A 17,688-nucleotide genomic window follows, 5' to 3' on the forward strand; every position below is an offset into this window, starting at 1 on the left:
CTGATCATTCAGGCCTTCATTTCAGCAATTCAGGGAGCATGGGATCTGACTAACATCACAGTTAACGCCAGCAGCTTTTGGCGAGGTATATGCGAACCTCCCAGAAAGCGAAAAATTCAACGAATTCGAAAACATAGCTCCTTAAGTTAGCGCCTATGGGGCAACTCCCCCTCACTTCTTCCCCCACGCCAGCAGGGGGCCGAAGGTCACCACGTACACCACGAATGCAAGGATCCATGCTAGCGCTGACATATCGTAGAGCCTTGCTGCGAGGTCTGGGAATAGGCCTGCGGAGAAGCGGAGGAGGACTGATGTGGCCATTGCGCAAAAGAGGAAGGTGGCACCACGGCTTGCTTTTAGCTCCATGCCCATATGCCCGAGGGTTGCACGGGTCATGACGGCCAAAGTCATCATACCCAGGACGCCAGCCATTAGCAGGTGTTGTGCTCCGGTGATATCCAGTAGGTCTGGCTGGAGAATGGCAAAGCCAAGTGCAAGCAGACCCAGCGGCATAAACAGATAGCTTGCGTGCAGCACCAAAACCAGAGGTTCCTTGAAGGTATACTGTCCTTTCCAGCGAACCAGACGCGCGAAGTGCAATACTCCGGCAATCAAAAGCACAACACCCGCCAGCCAATGATCTTGAAGCGCAGTCCAGACAAGCAGTGCGACCAGGAGGGCAAGCAGTGAGATCTTGTCGAACACCTGCATCGGGCTCGCTGGCAGGCTCTTACGGCCTTGCTTCACCAGCCAGTTACGGGTGAAGGAAGGAATAATCCGCCCACCGATCAAACCTACCATCAGAACCATGGTGGAGATACCCAGACGCATACCATAGCCCTGCGCTGCGTATCCATCGCTCCAGGCTTCCCAATGGAACAGCAGGTTGGATGCTATGAGCAGGCCCAGCAAACCCAACACGATCAGGTTGCGCCAGTTTTTGCCTGCCATAATTTCGCGCAGGCACGCAATGGCCAGCACCAATGGCATTGCAACATCAAGCGCGGCAACGACGCTTGCTGGAAGGTAAGCGCCGAACAGGATCGCGGCACGGCCAATCACCCAAAGGCTGAACAGGACAATGAGCGGCTTGCCCACAATGGGCATACGCCCGGTCCAGTTGGGAATAGCGGTCAGCAAAAAACCTGCAACAACGGCGCTTAGATAGCCGAAAAGGAACTCATGGGCGTGCCACGAGACAGGATCAAACGCAATCGGCAGCTCGATGTACCCGGAAACGAGTGGAATCCAGAGCAACATAAGCACGATTGCCCAGACTGCGCTGGCGAGGAAGAACGGCCTGAACCCATAACTGAATAGCACAGGGCCTTGCCAGGATCTGACTTGTTCCATAGTGGTCGACATGAGGCGCTCTTTTGGCTTTTGTTGATGCGCGCGTGCACATTCAGTGATCGATGCGTTAGAGCGCGTTCCGTTTGATTGCATTCAATCAAACGACAAGAATTCGCTCCACTAAAGATGCTAGAGCGCGATGCGTAAATGAAAATGAACGCAACGTGCTCTAGCTTTACAATCAGCTTCATCAATCTAACTCACCATGTCCTTGACTATTATTAAGTGCACTCTGCATTTAAAGCGTGTTCCCGAAAAGCGGTTTTGGTTTTCGGGTGAGAATATGCCCAGCCTAATGAGAGGAGAGTGTCTCGATACGTCAGTTCGTCCAAGACATCTCTTAGGTGGCTTATGATCGCACAAGCACTGAAACCACCACATGGCATCCCATGCAGTGTTGAACCAGAGTTCCCGGAAGTCGGGATGAGCAAGGCGGCAGGCAATGCCTGCGCTATTTGTTAGTAATGAGTCTTCGGCATCAGCTGCTCGCCTCGCCCGGGCTTTCTTGTAATGAACAACGTCGCCTCTTTTGCCTATAAGGCACGATAGCCGGTTTCCCGGAAAGAAAGTGGCTTATCCAGTCAGATTTCCCTGACCAGACAGTTCCTCCGTCTTTGACAAACACTTTTGCAAAAGTGAGTTACCTCACCGGCACATCTGCACCTGTCACCGCGTGATACCCTATAGTCCTGGGCCCTTCCCCTCAAACCATGCGGTCACGTTTGAAGTTCGGTTCACCGGACCACTGAAAGGTGCGTTACGTCTTCCAATAGCCCCGCCCAACCTACGACAAACTGACGGTCGCTCCGCCAGCAGCCCGTTACGTAGGCATAGGTTTAGAGTATGGGAGGAAAACACGAGGGGGATAAGTTTATCTTTAGTTTTCAGGCGTTCCAACACCTGCAATCCTGTTGCCGATGTTGTACTTGCCGCGAGGCTTTCTCATGAGCAGGCGCCGCACTTCTTCCAGTGTTTGTGCATCATAAACAATGACAGCCCCATCCTCTTCCCAGACAGAAACCAGGGCGTATTTGCCATCATCTGTGAACTCCACATGGGCCGCACGGGAGCCTTCCTGAGGGCGCAGGGTCTTTACAATCTCAAGGCTCTGCTTGTCTATCACCTGGATCGCGTCTTTGTCTGGACCAAAGAAAACATCTACCCAGACATAGGGCGAGCTCTCGTGCGTCCGCGTGAAGAAGCCAGAGCCGAGCATCTCAATCTGTTTGATAGTCTCCCATGACTTCATGTCTACAATGGAAACCAGCGGTTCTCTCAGATGCGGGGTGGCCATGACGGTCCGCTCACCCATCTTCCAGGTAGAACCTGAGCTCAGATGTGGCAGGCCTGCCAAGTCCAGATCAGCAATCTTGTGTCCGATAACCAAATCAACCACCTGTCCACCAATGCCACTGGGGGAAGCGCCCATCACGTATTCATCACTTGGGTCGAGATAGAAATCTTCAACCAAACTTTTGACAGTGAATTTGCGCAAAGGAAACGGGTCTTTGTTAGGAGCAGGCCCCTCAACGCGCCAGTCATGGGCAAATCCGTAATGCGGTGGATTAGGGCCATAAAACACTTCCCAAATAGAGGGCGCATCCTTCAGCGCCAACACAAAGCTCTTGCGTTTGGCGGCGAGGTAAACAGAGGAGACACGGCTTGGTGTGCCGTCTTTGCCTTGAACGTGCTCTAGTTTCTGCGGGCTCAAATCATCAGCGGAGAGAATGACAAACGTGTTGGGCAGATAGTTCGCCACAGCAATCCACTTGCCATCGTGGCTCAAAGCAATATTCCGGCTGTTCAGCCCGGCACGAATGCGGCTCACCTCCTGTAACGCGTAAAGGTCATACTTCAAGATCCAGCCATCACGGGACATGATGTAGACGTAGCGCCCATCAGGGGAGAACTTGGGCTGGCCACGTGTCCCCAACGGAATCTTGAAACGCGTCAAAACTTCGAAGCTGTCGCCATCCACCACGCTGACAGAATGGTTCAGCATCTCCACTACCAATGTCAGGTTCATCGGGTCGGCAGACCAGACAGGCTTCACAGTCGCTTTATAATCATCGTTGGCAATCAGGCTCGCGGAAATCTGCTCCATCGTCCATGTCGGTGCAGGCTTCAATGGCGTCTTCAGAAAAGCGCTGAATGCATCAATCTCCTGGTCGCTCAGCACATCCTGAAAGGACGGCATCTCAGTTATATTTCGCCCGCGTTTAATTGTGTCTTGCAACGCCGTGCCGCGCATACTCCCCAAAGTTTCAGGAAGCAGAGCTGGCCCGATCAGGCCCAAACGGTTTTCACCGTGGCACTCTACGCAGTGCCTTTGGTAAAGAGCGGCAGGGTCGGCAAGGCAAGCAGATGCTGAAAGAACAGCCGAACCAAGAGCAACAAGGAGCCTGATCATTGAATAAACTCGAATTTGGGGAAAGTACCTCTGAAGCGCAGTCGCCGTGCTGGTTCAAAGCCACGCAAAAACAAAGGCAAAGCAGTTCATGTGTTTCACCTTAAATGCGGACTGCTTTAAGGTGTGACGGTCACCATGCCGATCATCTTCTGCGTTTCCCAATGTGGACCACACAGATATTGCTGCGATCCCGCGCTCAGGAATGTGAATTCGAAGGTCTCTTCAGGGAACAATCGATCGGACTCTTTCTCACCCGCCTCATTCAAATGAACGGTGTGGCTTGTCCGCTTGTCAACATTCACCCAGCGAACGGTGGTGCCAACAGGGACAGAAAGTGTCTCAGGGCAGAACCGATACTTGTACATCTTCACGATCGTAACGCCATCCACCTCAGCTGCCGGATGTCCAAACATATCGACATAACGAGCTTCTGCTTTTGCGCACAGTGCAGCAGCTTTGTCATCCGCAGCAACAGCAGGTGCCACCATCAAAAGACCCAGAAGAAGTGCGGAACAGTGAAGAAATCTTGAGTACATGAAGCGCCCCCTTGCAAATGCATATCCAAAAACCACTTGATATTATTGATAAGGATACGCTCGGAAAAACTTAGAGCAAGCTCTGCAACTATGCATATCTTCGAAAAGTGGAAACCGGTTTTCGGATAAAGATACGCAAAACCAAAAGAATAAAGGAGGATCCAACCTCCAAGAAAAAGGGTGGCCAATTGCTCGGCCACCCTTTGTGTTTTTTTAACGTCCTACCACATTGATTTGGGCAGTTTCGTCATCCAGTGCCAGACTGGTGTTCAGTGTCACGTGGTGGAAACGTGCAGCTGCGAAGTCATCATGGATAGCGAAGCCAACCGTGTAGGTCTTGCCAGCTTCAAGCGGAACATCACCTGGCTTGTCGCTTGCCAGAGGACGGGAGAAGACCACAGTCCACATACCAGCGGAAAGCTTGGCAGAAGCTGTGATGTCACCATTATTCTCGACACGACGCTCAAGCAAGTAACCATTGCTTGCGGAACCGTCAGCATAGACGCGCATCAGATCCATGAAGGTACCATCAGCTAGCAGCTGATCGAGTTCTTCAGCAGATTTCAGCTTGTTCCAACCACCTTGAGCCTTACCACGACGACCTTTGATCTCGACCTTTGTCCGGGTCTCACTCAGGTACTTCTGGATGGACTTCTTGGCTTTCAGCATCTCAGCAACATCACCGGAAGCAGCGATTGCTTCTGGACCCGGATCAAACGGCATGTAGGTGTTGTCTGCATGGCATGTTGCCCAGCAACCAACCTGTTCACCCATCTTGATACCGGTGCCAGTGATCATCATGGCAACCTTAATCTGGTTTTCAGGATCCATCTTGCCACCGTCAACAAATGGTGCTGGTGCATGAGGAGTATCTGGCCATTGCAGGCGGAAGTAGACATTCTCATCATCATAAGCAGCCTGCATCGTTGCGTTGATCACACCACGCTTCCCAGGAATTGGGGTTGGCTCGGTGTTGTCAGTGCCTTTGACGATCTTGTTGCCAATGTTGTTCAGCTCTTTCGCATGACAGGTTGTGCACTGGTCACCACCTTTTGTCAGCGGACGAGCACCACCGTGCTGCTTGCCGTTCTGCACAAACTCGAAGGAAGCCTGACCAGGGTAGAACAAAGTCATGTCTACGCTGTCCACACCGCTCCAGTCGATGTTGGCACCAACAGTGTCACCTGCATCAGCAGCGGGTGCTTCACCGGCAGCTTTTGCACGTTCTTCAGCAACGGCTGCGTCAACAGCAGCTGCAATCTGAGCCTGTGTAGCTTCCTGCTGTGCTTTCTTCGCAGTGCTTGCAGCCTCCGCTTCAGCAGCTTCTTTGGCCTCAATGCGAGCGAGGCTCTCCAGATACTCTTTCGGAATCTCGCGAACGTAATTCTGGTCAGGAGCTTCAATCATCTCCAGATATTCGTCAGAGGCACGGTCACGAACGTTCTTATGCGCAATACCTTTATGGCAATCGATACAGGTCTGACCTGTCTTCATTGCATTCAGGTGCTGCTGACGTGCGCGTGGCCTTTGGAATTCTGGCATCATGGATTCAAAATCATGACAGTTGCGGCATTCACGAGAGTCAGAAGACTTCATCCGCGCCCATTCGTTTTTCGCGAGGTGTAGACGCTTCTTGTCAAATTTCTCTGGTGTGTTGATCGTGCCGACCAGCTTGCCCCAAACTTCTTTGGATGCCTTGATCTTGCGGATGATCTTATGTGTCCAGTCTTTAGGAACGTGGCAGTCTGAGCAAACTGCACCAACACCTGACCGGTTTACGTCGTGGATCGTGCCCTGGTATTCCTGATAGACAAAGTCATTCATCTCGTGGCACGAGACGCAGAATTCTTTTGTGTTTGTGGCTTCCATGACGGTGTTGAAACCGCCCCAGAAGATAATGCCGACGACAAAGGCCCCCAAGAGACCAGCAACCGGCATTCCCCATAGGAAATACCGGCGCCAGATCGGCTTTTTCTTTTCCGTACCGTTGGACTGGGTCATTTCCAGGCTCCGTTTTGGATTTTCTGTCGACCCATCCTTGTCGGGTCGTGTGCGGTCGGCTTTCAAGATACGGGGAGCAAATCCGTCATCTCCGGCTGGTGTCCAACCGTTGCAGTCTCGATACCGCTGATAAAAAAGAAGGGCGGGCGTGGTGCCCGCCCCTCAAAAGGATCGTTAGATCACATTAGGTAACGTGGTTCGAACGGATATGAACGTTGAACTTACCGGTTGGGGCATAAAGGCCTTTAATCCGGGTTTTCTCTTCAAGGGTGTCTGCGTCGTAAACAACGATTTCACCATTTGGCTCAAGAGAGTCGCTCATGTTCCAGTTGGATACCCAAACTTCAGAACCATCTGCGTTGAACTCGAAGTGAACAGCGGCATTGCCGTCTGTTTCAGTAACCTGGATTGTTTTCACAATCTCACCGGTTTCTTTCGAGATCACCTGTACAGCCTGCTGTACTTCTGGATCTGGGTGTTTGGTCTGGTCAGCCCATACGTACTTGGAGTTTGGATGTGTACGAATGAACAGGCCTGGGCCATCAGTTTCAACTTCGTAACACTTCTTCCAAGCTTCATCAGGACGACCTGCTGGATCGTTTGCCCAAACAGAAACAGTACCAACACCGAGGTGAGTTGTACCTGCAACCGGACCACACTTAGGATCGTTCCAGTTAGCACCTGGACCTGGGTGTGGAAGAGCAGCAACGTCGATCATAGCTTCAAGCTTGCGATCTTTGGTGTCGACAACAACCATTTTGTTCGATGCGTTAGCAGCGATCTGGAAGTAACGGCCTGTTGGATCGAAGAATCCGTCGTGCAAGAACTTCGCGGAGTCAATTTTGTCGATACGAAGGTTGTCGATATCGGAGTAATCAACCTGCCACATCTGGCCAAGTTCTTTAACAGCAACCAGCCATGTAGGCTCATTTGGAGTTGTGTAGATAGCAGCAACACGGCTTTCTTCTACATAATCTCCGTCCACGTTCACGCCGCGGGTTGAAACAACCTTAAGCGGTTCCATGGTCACTGCGTCAGAAATCACGAAGTGTGGAGGCCAGTAAGCACCACCAATGATGTATTTGCCATCGCCGGAAACGGCAACGTCACGTGCATCATAAGCAACGGTAACTTCAGAAACGAGCATCTTGTCTGGTGTCTGCCAGAGGTCGATTTTCGTCATCTTGCCGTCACGGCCCATGGTGTACCAGAAACGACCTGGATCTTCAGGCTCTGCCAGTTTGTGATGCTCGGATGCTTTGATCACGTGCACTGCATAACCGGTAGGGATATGAACCAGAACTTCTTTGGTGTCGCCGTCGATGACTGCAACTTTACCTGCATCACGCTCGATAACAACGAAGAAGTTTTCCCAGTTACGGCCATGAAGCGGCTTGGTTGGGTAATCTTTTTCTTCGACGTAAACCTTGCGGGTTTCGCGCATCTGAGCAAGTGACATCTCAGGTGGCTTTGGCGGATCCAACATAATGTAGGTCGCCATGTCCTTGATTTCTTGCTCGCTCAGGATTTCCGAGAAGTTGTTCATGCCGCCTTCTGTGCCCCAGGCGATGATCTTCTCAAGGCGTTCCTGACCTAGCTGAAGGGTACCACCTTCAGTGACGGTGCCGTCTTTGCCTTTTTTCTTCCAATGCGGCTCAAGGTTTTTACCTGTCGCGCCCTTGCGTAAAACGCCGTGACAGCCTGCGCACTGCTCAAAATAAAGCTGCTTAGAACGTTCAAAGGCTTCTTCGCTCAGTGTTGGACCTTCAGCAAATGCAGGTGCAGCTGCACTTCCTAGCAACATCGCGAAGCCGGCCGCTAAAGCGTACCCTGACCCACGTCTCTTATTTTGTAACATTCTCAATCTCCAATGCTGGTGAGACCAGGTCACAGTGAATTGAACGGCCGCTGTCCTCCTTGACTAATGTTAAGCAAGAAAACTTAGAACCCTACCCTGAAACATCACGCCCCAAAAAACCGCCGAAAACTCCCCTTTTAGCCAAACTTGCGACAGAACGTCTCAACCGTGCTTTTCATTCAGTGGACAATAACCATGCGATGAAGAGGCGATGAAACGGCTTCGCACTGGAACTTGGTGTTAGAATCAGTAACTTATTGAAATAATTGATTTTAATGTCATGCGCTGCTGTCGTGTATGGCAATAAAGGAGAATGATGAACGATCGTTCCGCTGATTCTTACTTATGAGACTTCAGGTTTGCATACTTCCAAGAGCAGACCCACAGACTGGTCCATCACTCGCACATAGTATTCAATCACGATAAAATTAAACGTTTATATTCCGATGTCTTCTCTGATATATCTCCTATGTGGGTGATTCTTTAAGTGTCACTTATTGAGAGATATTCGTTGTATTGAGGCGTTTTGAATGTTGGAGTTGGGGACCTGTTATTATCCTGAGCAATGGCCAGAAGCCATTTGGGCTGATGATGCGCATCAGATGGTTGAGCTTGGCTTGAAATGGGTACGCATTGCTGAGTTTTCGTGGGCTTTGGTTGAGCCGGAGGAAGGGAAGTTCGATTGGGCCTGGCTGGATAGAGCTGTCAAAGTGCTTGGTCAAGCAGGGCTGGATGTTGTCATGTGTACACCAACCGCAGCGCCTCCGAAGTGGCTCATAGACAAACATCCTGAAGTTCTTCCCGTCAATGAAGATGGTGTAACGCGAAAATTTGGAGCCAGGCGCCATTATTGCTTTTCAAGTCCGATCTATCTTGAGTATGCGACGAAAATTGCTGAAGCATTTGCTCGAAGATACGGCCAGAACCAACATGTCAAAGCTTGGCAGATTGACAACGAATACGGTGACCACGACACGATTCATAGTTATTCGTCTGCCGCAAAACAGGCCTTTAGTGAATGGTTGGAGCACCACTATAATTCAATCGAGCAGCTGAACGAGGCATGGGGAACGTGTTTCTGGGGTATGAAATATTCCGCATTCTCTCAGATTGAGCTACCGAACAATCTTGTAGAAGAGCCAAGCCCTACTCATCTGTTGGATTACTATCGCTTCTCCTCTGACCAGGTCGTCAAGTTTAATCGGTCTCAAGTCGATACCCTTCGGAAATTTGTTGGTAGTACGCCAATCACGCATAACTTTATGGGTCACAATGCGGACTATGATCATTATGCTGTTGGTGTAGATATCGACTTTGCCTCTTGGGACAGTTACCCCATGGGTGCACTTGTCTACTCACCGAAGGAAGATGCCGAGAAAGCAAAGCTTCTGCGGGTTGGTTTGCCAGATCAGCCTGCGTTTAATCACGACCTCTATCGTCATGTTGGCAAAGGTAAAGCCTGGGTTATGGAGCAGCAACCCGGACCTGTGAACTGGGCGAAGCATAACCAATCTCCTCAGGATGGCATGATCCGCCTTTGGACGTGGCTGGCTTATGCGCACGGCATTGATGTTGTCTGTTACTTCCGTTGGCGCCAATCAAAATTCGCGCAAGAGCAGTTTCATACAGGTCTTCTCTTGCCGAACAATGAGCCCGATCAGGCTTTTAGTGAAGTGGCTCAAGTTGCGAACGAGTGCAAGCTGCTGCCCGAAGCCGGTGAAAAGAAAAAAGCACAGGTTGCACTTGTCCTTGATTATCCATCTAGATGGGCAGCTCGTACCTTGCCTCAGGGAGCTGACTACTCCAGCGCGAAAGTTGCGATGGATTGGTACGCAACACTCTCTAGGATGGGCGCGGATGTCGATATCATTGGCCCGCACTCCGATCTCAGTAATTACAAGCTGATCATCCTCCCGGATATGATCATAGATAATCCGAAATTTACTTCGCGATTAAATGAGGCCGCCGCCAAGGTCTTTCTGGGGCCGCGCTCTGGCAGCAAAACTGAACACATGCATGTTTCGGAGCCTTTGCCACCAGGCAGCCTCAAAGAGCTCATCGACCTTGATGTTGTGCGGGTGGAGTCTTTGCCTCGTTACAATCAAGACCAGATTGTTTTCGAGGGGGAGCGTGGAAATGTCACCAACTGGCGGGAGAGCATTAAGGCCTCTGAGGAGGTCTTGGGGCACTTCAGGTCCGATTATCGCGATGGGTATCCGGCATTGGTTGGTAATCAGAAATGCATCTATGCAGCGGCACACGTTGACGATGCTTTGCAGGAAAAAATAGCAACTTATCTTGTGAAATGGGCGGACGTTGAGTTGCATGCAGGCCTACAAGAAGGCCTTCGTATTACATGTCGCGGACAACTTAAGTTTGCGTTCAATTTCACCAATGAAACCAAGCATCTGATGCTGCCGAAAGCCGCAAAGATTTATGTAGGGGCAGAGCTGGTGCCGGCATTTGGAGTTGTAATTTGGTCAGATAGTCCGAATGGGTGAGTAAGGTGACTAAAATATAAGTATCTTTACATATAAAATTAAACGTTTATATTTTGAGTGGCCTTGCTCAGCTTCGGGGGGAGATCCATGGCAGGCGTAGATATCAAGCAGCTTTACAAAAGCTTCGGCAAGACAGAAGTGCTTACCGGGATCGATCTGGGTATTCGAGATGGAGAGTTCGTCAGCTTCCTTGGTCCGTCTGGATGCGGAAAGACTACGCTCCTTCGTTCCATTGCAGGGCTTGAAGAAGTATCTGGTGGCTCTGTCAGGTTGGGAGCGCGCATCATAACACAGTTGCCGCCCGCAAAACGCGATATCGCGATGGTGTTTCAGAACTACGCGCTCTATCCGCACATGAACGTCTACAAGAACCTGTCTTTCGGTCTTTCCTTAAATGGTGTCCCTAAAGCGGAAATTGAAGAACGAGTACAGACTGCTTCACGTATTCTTCAGATTTCTGATCTCTTGAAGCGCCGCCCAAGGCAACTTTCAGGTGGGCAGCGCCAGCGTGTGGCCATTGGGCGTGCCATTGTTCGTGATCCTAAGTTGTTCTTGTTGGATGAGCCTTTGTCTAACCTTGATGCGGGCCTCAGAGTAAGCATGCGTGTGGAACTTGCCAGCCTTCATCGCCGACTGGGTGTGACCATGATTTACGTCACGCATGATCAGGTAGAAGCAATGACGCTTTCTAGTCGTGTCGTTGTCCTGAACAAAGGAGCGGTCGCACAGTTCGGTACACCGCTTGAATTGTTCTATGCTCCGCAAAACCTGTTTGTTGCCGGTTTCATCGGTTCACCCAAGATGAACATGATGAAAGTGAACGCCAATGCTATCAATGAGATGAGTATCGCACTCACATCAGAAAGCATCTCTGGTTCTATTTCGTTTCAGTTAAGTACTCCCGTGCAACAAGTCCCCGACCAGCCTCACATTTTTGGTATTCGTCCAGAAAATGTGGGGCTGGTTGAGGAAGCCAATTCCCATATGAGTGGCAACGTGGAACTGGTCGAGCGATTGGGGACAGAAAGCCAGGTTCATGTTCGTTTGGACTCTGGTCAGGGGCTCACGGCCGTCACCAGAGGAACGCATCCGGTCAATATGGGCGACAGGGTCCACCTCAATTTTCCAGCAGAGCACTGCCATCTTTTTAGTCCTGAGGGGGAGGCCTATCCACGCAAGTTGGATGGGGAAACGCGTTCATTGATTGAACGTCAGGAGACTGCAGCACTTTGCATTGCATAGAAGGAGGAGAGGAATGAAAAAGCGTCTGAAACAATTAGCGATGGTGACAGCAGTTACCTCAATGGCTTTGGGAGGAGCCAATGCTGTATTCGCAGAAGAAGTGCTCCGCTTTGCAACATGGAACAGTAGCGAGAACCTCGCTATTCTACAGGAAATCTCAAAGCGTTTTGAAGCTGCAAATCCCGGCGTAAAAGTGCAGGTAGAATCCTACGGTGATGGTTATGACAAGAAGCTCATTGCAGCATTCGGGGCCGGAAACCCACCTGATGTCATGTACATGTGGAACTACCCTAAGTACTACAAGTCTCTGATGCCTCTTGACGAGTTGATGGCGCGTGATGCTGAGAGCATGGATCTTGAGGATATTCCTGCGGGCCTAATCAATACCACGCGAATAGAAGGCAAGGCCTACGGCATTCCTGCGGGCTTCACCACTCATGTCGTCTTCTACAACAAAGATATGTTTACAGCTGCTGATGTTGCCGAGCCAAAAACAGGATGGACTTGGTCAGATCTGCGTGAAAAAGCCGCGCAATTCCGCGACAAGGGCAGTAAGACCTATGGTTTCGCCGTGGAAGCCAAGCCAGATCCATATGACTATGAGCAGTTCTTCTGGTCCAACGGTACGCGCTTTATTGCGGAAGATGGCAGTTCAGTTGATGGATACATGAACAGTCCGGAAGCTGTCGAAGTGCTGACCATGTTTGCTGAAATGGCGAAAAACGAAGAGGCAACGGTTCTCGGCATTGGTGATAGCACCTCTGGCTCTGCACTCTTTAAAGGTAGCAAACTGGCCATGTTCCAGAGTGCGATGTGGTCCAAGGGGGGCATCGACAAAGCAGGCATAAACTATGGCGTTGCCATGTTACCTGCATTTGGTGACAAGCCTGTTCATTCATCAATCGGCGCCTCTGCTATGTCCGTCGCGAAGGCGACGAAAAATCCTGAGCTGGCTTGGGAATTTGTTAAATTCTACGCCTCCCCAGAGGCCGTCAAGTTGCGTGAAAACGACTTACCAATCCGCACAAGTGTCGCTGAAGAGATGAACCTTACAGCTGACCCGATCTACAAGCCATTTTTTGAAATGCTGGCCCTTTCTGATCGGGAATCCAACGCGTTTCTCAAGCACAAAAACTGGAGCAAGATCCAGACCAATCTTGAACGTGCGATTGAGGCGACCATGATCGAAAAAGGTAACGCTAAGAAACACTTGGACAGTGCTGTCGCGCGCTCTAAGCGTCACCTGAAATAAGAATTGTTGGGGGAGGGAGAGATGTCTACATTGGTCGTGCAGGATGAAGCATCTGAGGAGCGGCATCGCTTCATCGAAAAGCTAACACCATATCTATTCATCTCTCCCTGGATCTTGGGCTTCCTGTTTTTCACATTGGGGCCGCTCATCTTCTCGTTCATCATGAGCTTTTATGACTGGCCTGTGGTGGGAGAGCGTACATTTGTTGGGCTGCAGAATTACGAGGTGATGCTGACAGAAGATCCGCTGTTCTGGGATAGTCTCTGGATTACCGTCAAGTTCGGTCTGTTCTTCGTGCCATTTAATGTGATCCTTGGATTGTTGCTGGCTGTACTGCTCAATCAGAAAGTCTTTGGCACAGGCGTCTTTAGAACGATCTTCTATCTGCCTTCGGTAATCTCCGGCGTTGCGCTGGTAACCATCTGGGCGTGGATCTACAGCCACGAATACGGCATCCTGAACTTTCTGCTTGGATTGGCAGGTATCGAAGGGCCGAATTGGTTGGGGGATCCAAACTGGTCGCTGCTGGCTATCGTGATTGCATCTCTTTGGGGCCTGGGCGGCACCATGCTCATATTACTGACTGGCCTGCAATCCATCCCGAAAGAACTTTACGAGGCGGCCAAAATGTCTGACGTGCCAGCGTGGGCACGACTTATCTATATCACCATCCCAATGCTCTCACCCATGCTGCTCTTCACTGTGATCACGTCGATCATCTCAGCCTTTCAGCAGCTTACAATCGCGCTGCTGCTTACCGGCGGTGGACCACTGGAGAGCACCTATTTCTTCGCCATGTACATTTACGACAACGCCTTTAAGTACTTCGAGATGGGGTTTGCTGCTGCGAACTCATGGGTCATGTTCCTGATCATTCTCGTCCTGTCCATGTTGGTCCTGAAATCATCGTCCGCATGGGTTTACTACGAAGGGGAGATGAAAAACTCGGAGGCAGCTGATGCCTAGAGCTCTCACATATGGTGCGCTGCTGTTTCTATCAGCAATGTTCATCATCCCGTTCTATTGGACATTCATCACGGCAGTGAAAAGCATTGGCGAGCTCTACCAGTTTCCGCCGGTCTTCTGGCCCGATGAGGTTATGTGGGATAATTTCGTCACCGCTTGGTTCAAGCAACCATTCGATGTCTACCTCAAAAATTCGGTGATTGTGGTGGTCCTTTCCACCATCGGGCAATTGTTTTCCTGCTCTTTGGTAGCCTTCGGTTTTGCCCGCTTCAAGTTCAAAGGCCGTGATGCCATTTTCGTCCTGTTGCTCTCTACCATGATGATCCCGTGGGATGTAAAAATGATCCCGCTTTACATGGAGTTCAACATGCTCGGCTGGATCAACACGCTCAAACCACTGATTGTTCCGGCCTACTTCGCAGATGCGTTCTTCGTGTTCTTGCTGCGCCAGTACATCATGACTGTACCCATCGAGATTGACGAAGCTGCGCGCATGGATGGCGCCAACTCCTGGCAAATCTATTGGCGCATTCATCTGCCGTTGATGATGCCTGCACTCGTGCTGGTCGGTACGTTCCACTTCATGAACGCGTGGAACGACTATCTTGGTCCGCTGATCTATCTGAACGACCAGTCCAAATACACACTCACGCTGGGTCTTTCCATGTTCAAAGGTCTGCATGAAACGGACATCACGTCCATCGCGGCCATTACTGTGGTTCTTTGCATCCCGCCGCTGATCCTGTTCTTTTTTGCGCAACGCTACATCATGGACGGCTCAATCGGCTCCTCGGTGAAAGGATAAGGCATGACGCTATTTGACTTCGACCGCGTGCCATTCTCCCGCCACCAGCGCTTTACAACGCTCTCCATGATGCGCGGTCGGGATGATGAACAGCACTGCTATCTACGCTATGTCGCTGGTGGAGATGAGCGACCAAGCCTGGGCCGCTTGTGCAAGCTGGAGTTTCTGAGCAAGGATGGCACAGTACTCACCCCTCAGTTCACGCTGTCTCCACATCGTCTGGATGCTGATCTGTTCTCAAATGGGAGAAAGCAGGGATATGTCAGCTTCTGCATTGGTGAGGGAGAACTGCTACACATCAAAGGGCAGGGCGTCTTACTGAAGTTCGCCTTGGAAGGCTCCCGTTATGATTACGCTTTCCAACACCCCAACAGAGACCAATGCATTGTTGCAGCAGGCGAAAACCTGCGACTGACACCGTTCACAACAGCTGGCAATGCTGTTGTTGAAGGCAACTGGCGCCGCGATCATGCAGACAACGTTTCCCTGATCTTTTCTGGAGAGCAGTTTGAAGGCGGTATAATCCTTCACCGCCGCCTCTGTCCTGAAGTCGAGAAACAATCCTTTGAAGAAGCTCAGGCAACATCTCGGCAAGCCTTTTTCAACTGGCATGGCAAGCAAGACCAAAGTGAAGCGGAGCAACTCGCCACCTACCTCCTTTGGGCAAATACTGTTCCTGCAGAAGGAGTGCTAACGCATCCGTCTACCTACATGTCCAAGAACCACATGATCAATATCTGGAGCTGGGACAACGCCTTTTCTGCAATCGGGCTTGCTGGTATCGATCCTGATCTGGCATTTAGTCAGTTCGCTGCAATTTTTGACTGGCAAGATGACAGCGGACTGCTGCCAGATTTTGTGCACGATGCTGGCACTTCCTTTGCATTCACAAAACCACCCGTCCACGGTTGGGCACTCCTGCACATCTTTGAAGCCTATCGTGATTGCTTTAACTCAGAGCAGCTCGTGTATCTCAGAGACAAGATGGAACGCCAGCTCAGCTATTGGCTCACGCATACACGCGCAAATGAACAGGAGCTTCCCAGCTACTTTCACGGCAACGACAGTGGCTGGGACAACGCCAGTTTCTTCGATCACGGCGGTCCGGTCGTTGGACCAGACCTACCAACATTCCTATGCCTGACAGCCACCTGCATTGCGCGGCTCTACCGCACATCAGAAGACCCGAATACCGCGAGTAAGTATGATTATGTCAGTAAGCAACTGAAAGACCTGATGATAAACCAGTTATGGAACGGCAAGACCTTCGAGTTCCGCAAACCTGCTCAGCCAGACTTGGTCTTGTCAGACACTAGCCTGGCGCAGTTTATGCCTCTTCTGCTTGGCAGTGATCTGCCAAGAGAGATTGCAGGCAAACTCATAGAAAGGTTCAATACTCAGGGCTTTCTCACTGAATGGGGACCTGCTACTGAAAACCCGCAAAGCACGTATTATGAAGCCGATGGGTATTGGCGTGGGCCAATATGGGCTCCAACGACATTACTGATCTTTGACGGTTTATGCTGGCAAGGCGAAATCCGGCTGGCTCACGAGTTGGCAAAGCGGTTCATGAAAACCTGCGAGGCCTCAGGAATGGCGGAAAACTTTGATGCCTTGACTGGAGCCGGTCTTCGCGACAAAGCCTTCGCTTGGACATCTGCCGTTTATCTTCGTTTTCAGAATGTGCTTTCCAAAGCGCAACTGACCCCAGCTTGAGTACCCCATGGCGCAAAGACCGACGATCAAAACAATTGCTAAGGAAACCGGGCTTTCAACGGCAACAGTATCGAAAGCACTAAATGCCTCACCGCAGGTGCGCCCACGCACACGTGACAAAGTACTGCAAGCGGCTAAAGAGCTGGGATACGAACTTAACATCAGTGGAGTTCAACTCCGGACTGGCAAGACCTATCAGATAGCCATGATCACAGTCATTGCATCACCTGATGATGACGAATGGGCAGGTGTTGGTTACACGCAGCTGATCAGCGGAATATCCCGTGCAATTGAGCATACGCCTTACAGAGTTGTGCAGCATCAGGTTGCCAGTTTTGATGATAGCTTTGAGGTTATAAAACGCATCGTTCAAAACAAAAAAGCCGATGGAATCATCATCTCCGGGACGAGAGCAAATGATCCGCGCATCAGCTTCATGCAGGAGCAGGACTTTCCGTTTGTTACCTACGGAACCAGTGACGCCAGCGCACCCCATGCCTTTGTTGATACCGATAACCGCCGTATTGTGACGATCTGTGTTGAGCGTTTGCTCTCCAAAGGTCATCGCCGCATCGCGATGATCAATGCCAGAGAAGAGTTGAACTATACTCAAAACCGTATTGAGGCTTACAAAGCCGCACTGTCAAAGGCGGGCCAGACATTCGACCCTTCACTGCTTGCTTACGGGCGCCTGACACCGGCCTTCGGACGAGAACAGCTTTTTGAAATGTCCATGTTTGATGAGCCGCCGACTGCCTACATCTGTGCCAATGAAGCAACCGCAATGGGAGTTCTGTCAGGCTTTCAGGTGCGTGGTATGGAACATGGCCGGGATGCTGTCGTTATTGCTACAGATGACCTGAACGTGTCGCAGTATTTCTCACCGCCAATTACAACATGTTATCTCCCGATATCAAAGCCGAGCGAAACGCTGGGCAAGTTCATGCTGGACTTAATTGGCGGTGAGGATCCTATCAATCTCCAAAAGCTGTTCGTACCAGACCTCATTGAGCGCGGCGCAGATACCTGCAACTTGGAGAGACAGTAA

At 50.8% G+C, this 17,688-nt stretch carries 12 protein-coding genes and 1 pseudogene; 7 read left to right on the forward strand and 6 right to left on the reverse strand.

Features of this window, described 5'->3' with window-relative positions; translation table 11 throughout:
- Positions 1–171: 171 nt before the first annotated feature.
- The 6 genes and pseudogenes from PsAD37_RS04050 to PsAD37_RS04070 form a co-directional block, all read right to left on the reverse strand.
- Positions 172–1,365 (reverse strand): NnrS family protein, encoded by a 1,194-nt coding sequence (locus PsAD37_RS04050; RefSeq protein WP_063295091.1) that lies wholly within the window; start codon positions 1,363–1,365, stop codon positions 172–174.
- Positions 1,366–2,230: 865 nt separating this feature from the next.
- On the reverse strand, positions 2,231–3,763 hold the full coding sequence (locus tag PsAD37_RS04055; RefSeq protein ID WP_063295055.1) for a nitrite reductase: 1,533 nt from the start codon (positions 3,761–3,763) through the stop codon (positions 2,231–2,233).
- Between the two features lie 116 nt (positions 3,764–3,879).
- On the reverse strand, positions 3,880–4,299 hold the full coding sequence (locus tag PsAD37_RS04060) for a plastocyanin/azurin family copper-binding protein (RefSeq protein WP_063295056.1): 420 nt from the start codon (positions 4,297–4,299) through the stop codon (positions 3,880–3,882).
- A 213-nt stretch (positions 4,300–4,512) separates the two neighbouring features.
- Positions 4,513–5,706, reverse strand: a complete 1,194-nt coding sequence (locus PsAD37_RS29020; protein WP_275078304.1) for an ethylbenzene dehydrogenase-related protein — start codon at positions 5,704–5,706, stop codon at positions 4,513–4,515.
- Positions 5,707–5,742: 36 nt separating this feature from the next.
- Positions 5,743–6,219, reverse strand: a pseudogene (locus tag PsAD37_RS29025) (NapC/NirT family cytochrome c); the annotation flags it as partial.
- A gap of 265 nt (positions 6,220–6,484) precedes the next feature.
- The gene (locus PsAD37_RS04070; RefSeq protein ID WP_208991683.1) at positions 6,485–8,158 is read right to left on the reverse strand and encodes a cytochrome D1 domain-containing protein; all 1,674 of its coding nucleotides are present in this window, start codon (positions 8,156–8,158) and stop codon (positions 6,485–6,487) included.
- A 530-nt stretch (positions 8,159–8,688) separates the two neighbouring features.
- Here PsAD37_RS04070 and PsAD37_RS04075 point away from each other — a divergent pair.
- From PsAD37_RS04075 to PsAD37_RS04105, 7 genes are all read left to right on the forward strand, one after another.
- Positions 8,689–10,659: a beta-galactosidase gene (locus PsAD37_RS04075; protein WP_063295059.1), complete on the forward strand. Its 1,971-nt coding sequence runs from the start codon at positions 8,689–8,691 to the stop codon at positions 10,657–10,659.
- Between the two features lie 87 nt (positions 10,660–10,746).
- On the forward strand, positions 10,747–11,901 hold the full coding sequence (locus PsAD37_RS04080) for an ABC transporter ATP-binding protein (protein WP_063295060.1): 1,155 nt from the start codon (positions 10,747–10,749) through the stop codon (positions 11,899–11,901).
- 13 nt (positions 11,902–11,914) lie between these two features.
- A complete protein-coding gene (locus tag PsAD37_RS04085) occupies positions 11,915–13,153 on the forward strand; it encodes a sugar ABC transporter substrate-binding protein (RefSeq protein ID WP_063295061.1) in 1,239 nt (412 codons plus the stop codon).
- A gap of 21 nt (positions 13,154–13,174) precedes the next feature.
- A complete protein-coding gene (locus tag PsAD37_RS04090) occupies positions 13,175–14,119 on the forward strand; it encodes a carbohydrate ABC transporter permease (protein ID WP_063295062.1) in 945 nt (314 codons plus the stop codon).
- Positions 14,112–14,924, forward strand: coding sequence for a carbohydrate ABC transporter permease (locus tag PsAD37_RS04095; protein WP_063295063.1), 813 nt, complete (start codon positions 14,112–14,114; stop codon positions 14,922–14,924). Before PsAD37_RS04090 ends, PsAD37_RS04095 begins: the two co-directional genes overlap by 8 nt.
- Before the next feature lie 3 nt (positions 14,925–14,927).
- Positions 14,928–16,640, forward strand: a complete 1,713-nt coding sequence (locus PsAD37_RS04100; protein ID WP_063295064.1) for an amylo-alpha-1,6-glucosidase — start codon at positions 14,928–14,930, stop codon at positions 16,638–16,640.
- 7 nt (positions 16,641–16,647) lie between these two features.
- Positions 16,648–17,688 carry a LacI family transcriptional regulator gene (locus PsAD37_RS04105; protein ID WP_063295065.1) on the forward strand — a complete coding sequence of 347 codons (1,041 nt, stop codon included), beginning with the start codon at positions 16,648–16,650 and terminating at the stop codon, positions 17,686–17,688.

The organism is Pseudovibrio sp. Ad37 (assembly GCF_001623075.1).
GTDB lineage: Bacteria > Pseudomonadota > Alphaproteobacteria > Rhizobiales > Stappiaceae > Pseudovibrio.

What these genes read in the sequence shown, in the direction of transcription:
- PsAD37_RS04060 (WP_063295056.1), bottom strand. Translation starts at nt 4,299, where the DNA reads ATGTACTCAAGATTTCTTCACTGTTCCGCACTTCTTCTGGGTCTTTTG.
- PsAD37_RS04080 (WP_063295060.1), top strand. Translation starts at nt 10,747, where the DNA reads ATGGCAGGCGTAGATATCAAGCAGCTTTACAAAAGCTTCGGCAAGACA.
- PsAD37_RS04085 (WP_063295061.1), top strand. Translation starts at nt 11,915, where the DNA reads ATGAAAAAGCGTCTGAAACAATTAGCGATGGTGACAGCAGTTACCTCA.
- PsAD37_RS04100 (WP_063295064.1), top strand. Translation starts at nt 14,928, where the DNA reads ATGACGCTATTTGACTTCGACCGCGTGCCATTCTCCCGCCACCAGCGC.
- PsAD37_RS04070 (WP_208991683.1), bottom strand. Translation starts at nt 8,158, where the DNA reads ATGTTACAAAATAAGAGACGTGGGTCAGGGTACGCTTTAGCGGCCGGC.
- PsAD37_RS29020 (WP_275078304.1), bottom strand. Translation starts at nt 5,706, where the DNA reads ATGATTGAAGCTCCTGACCAGAATTACGTTCGCGAGATTCCGAAAGAG.
- PsAD37_RS04075 (WP_063295059.1), top strand. Translation starts at nt 8,689, where the DNA reads ATGTTGGAGTTGGGGACCTGTTATTATCCTGAGCAATGGCCAGAAGCC.
- PsAD37_RS04105 (WP_063295065.1), top strand. Translation starts at nt 16,648, where the DNA reads ATGGCGCAAAGACCGACGATCAAAACAATTGCTAAGGAAACCGGGCTT.
- PsAD37_RS04050 (WP_063295091.1), bottom strand. Translation starts at nt 1,365, where the DNA reads ATGTCGACCACTATGGAACAAGTCAGATCCTGGCAAGGCCCTGTGCTA.
- PsAD37_RS04090 (WP_063295062.1), top strand. Translation starts at nt 13,175, where the DNA reads ATGTCTACATTGGTCGTGCAGGATGAAGCATCTGAGGAGCGGCATCGC.
- PsAD37_RS04055 (WP_063295055.1), bottom strand. Translation starts at nt 3,763, where the DNA reads ATGATCAGGCTCCTTGTTGCTCTTGGTTCGGCTGTTCTTTCAGCATCT.
- PsAD37_RS04095 (WP_063295063.1), top strand. Translation starts at nt 14,112, where the DNA reads ATGCCTAGAGCTCTCACATATGGTGCGCTGCTGTTTCTATCAGCAATG.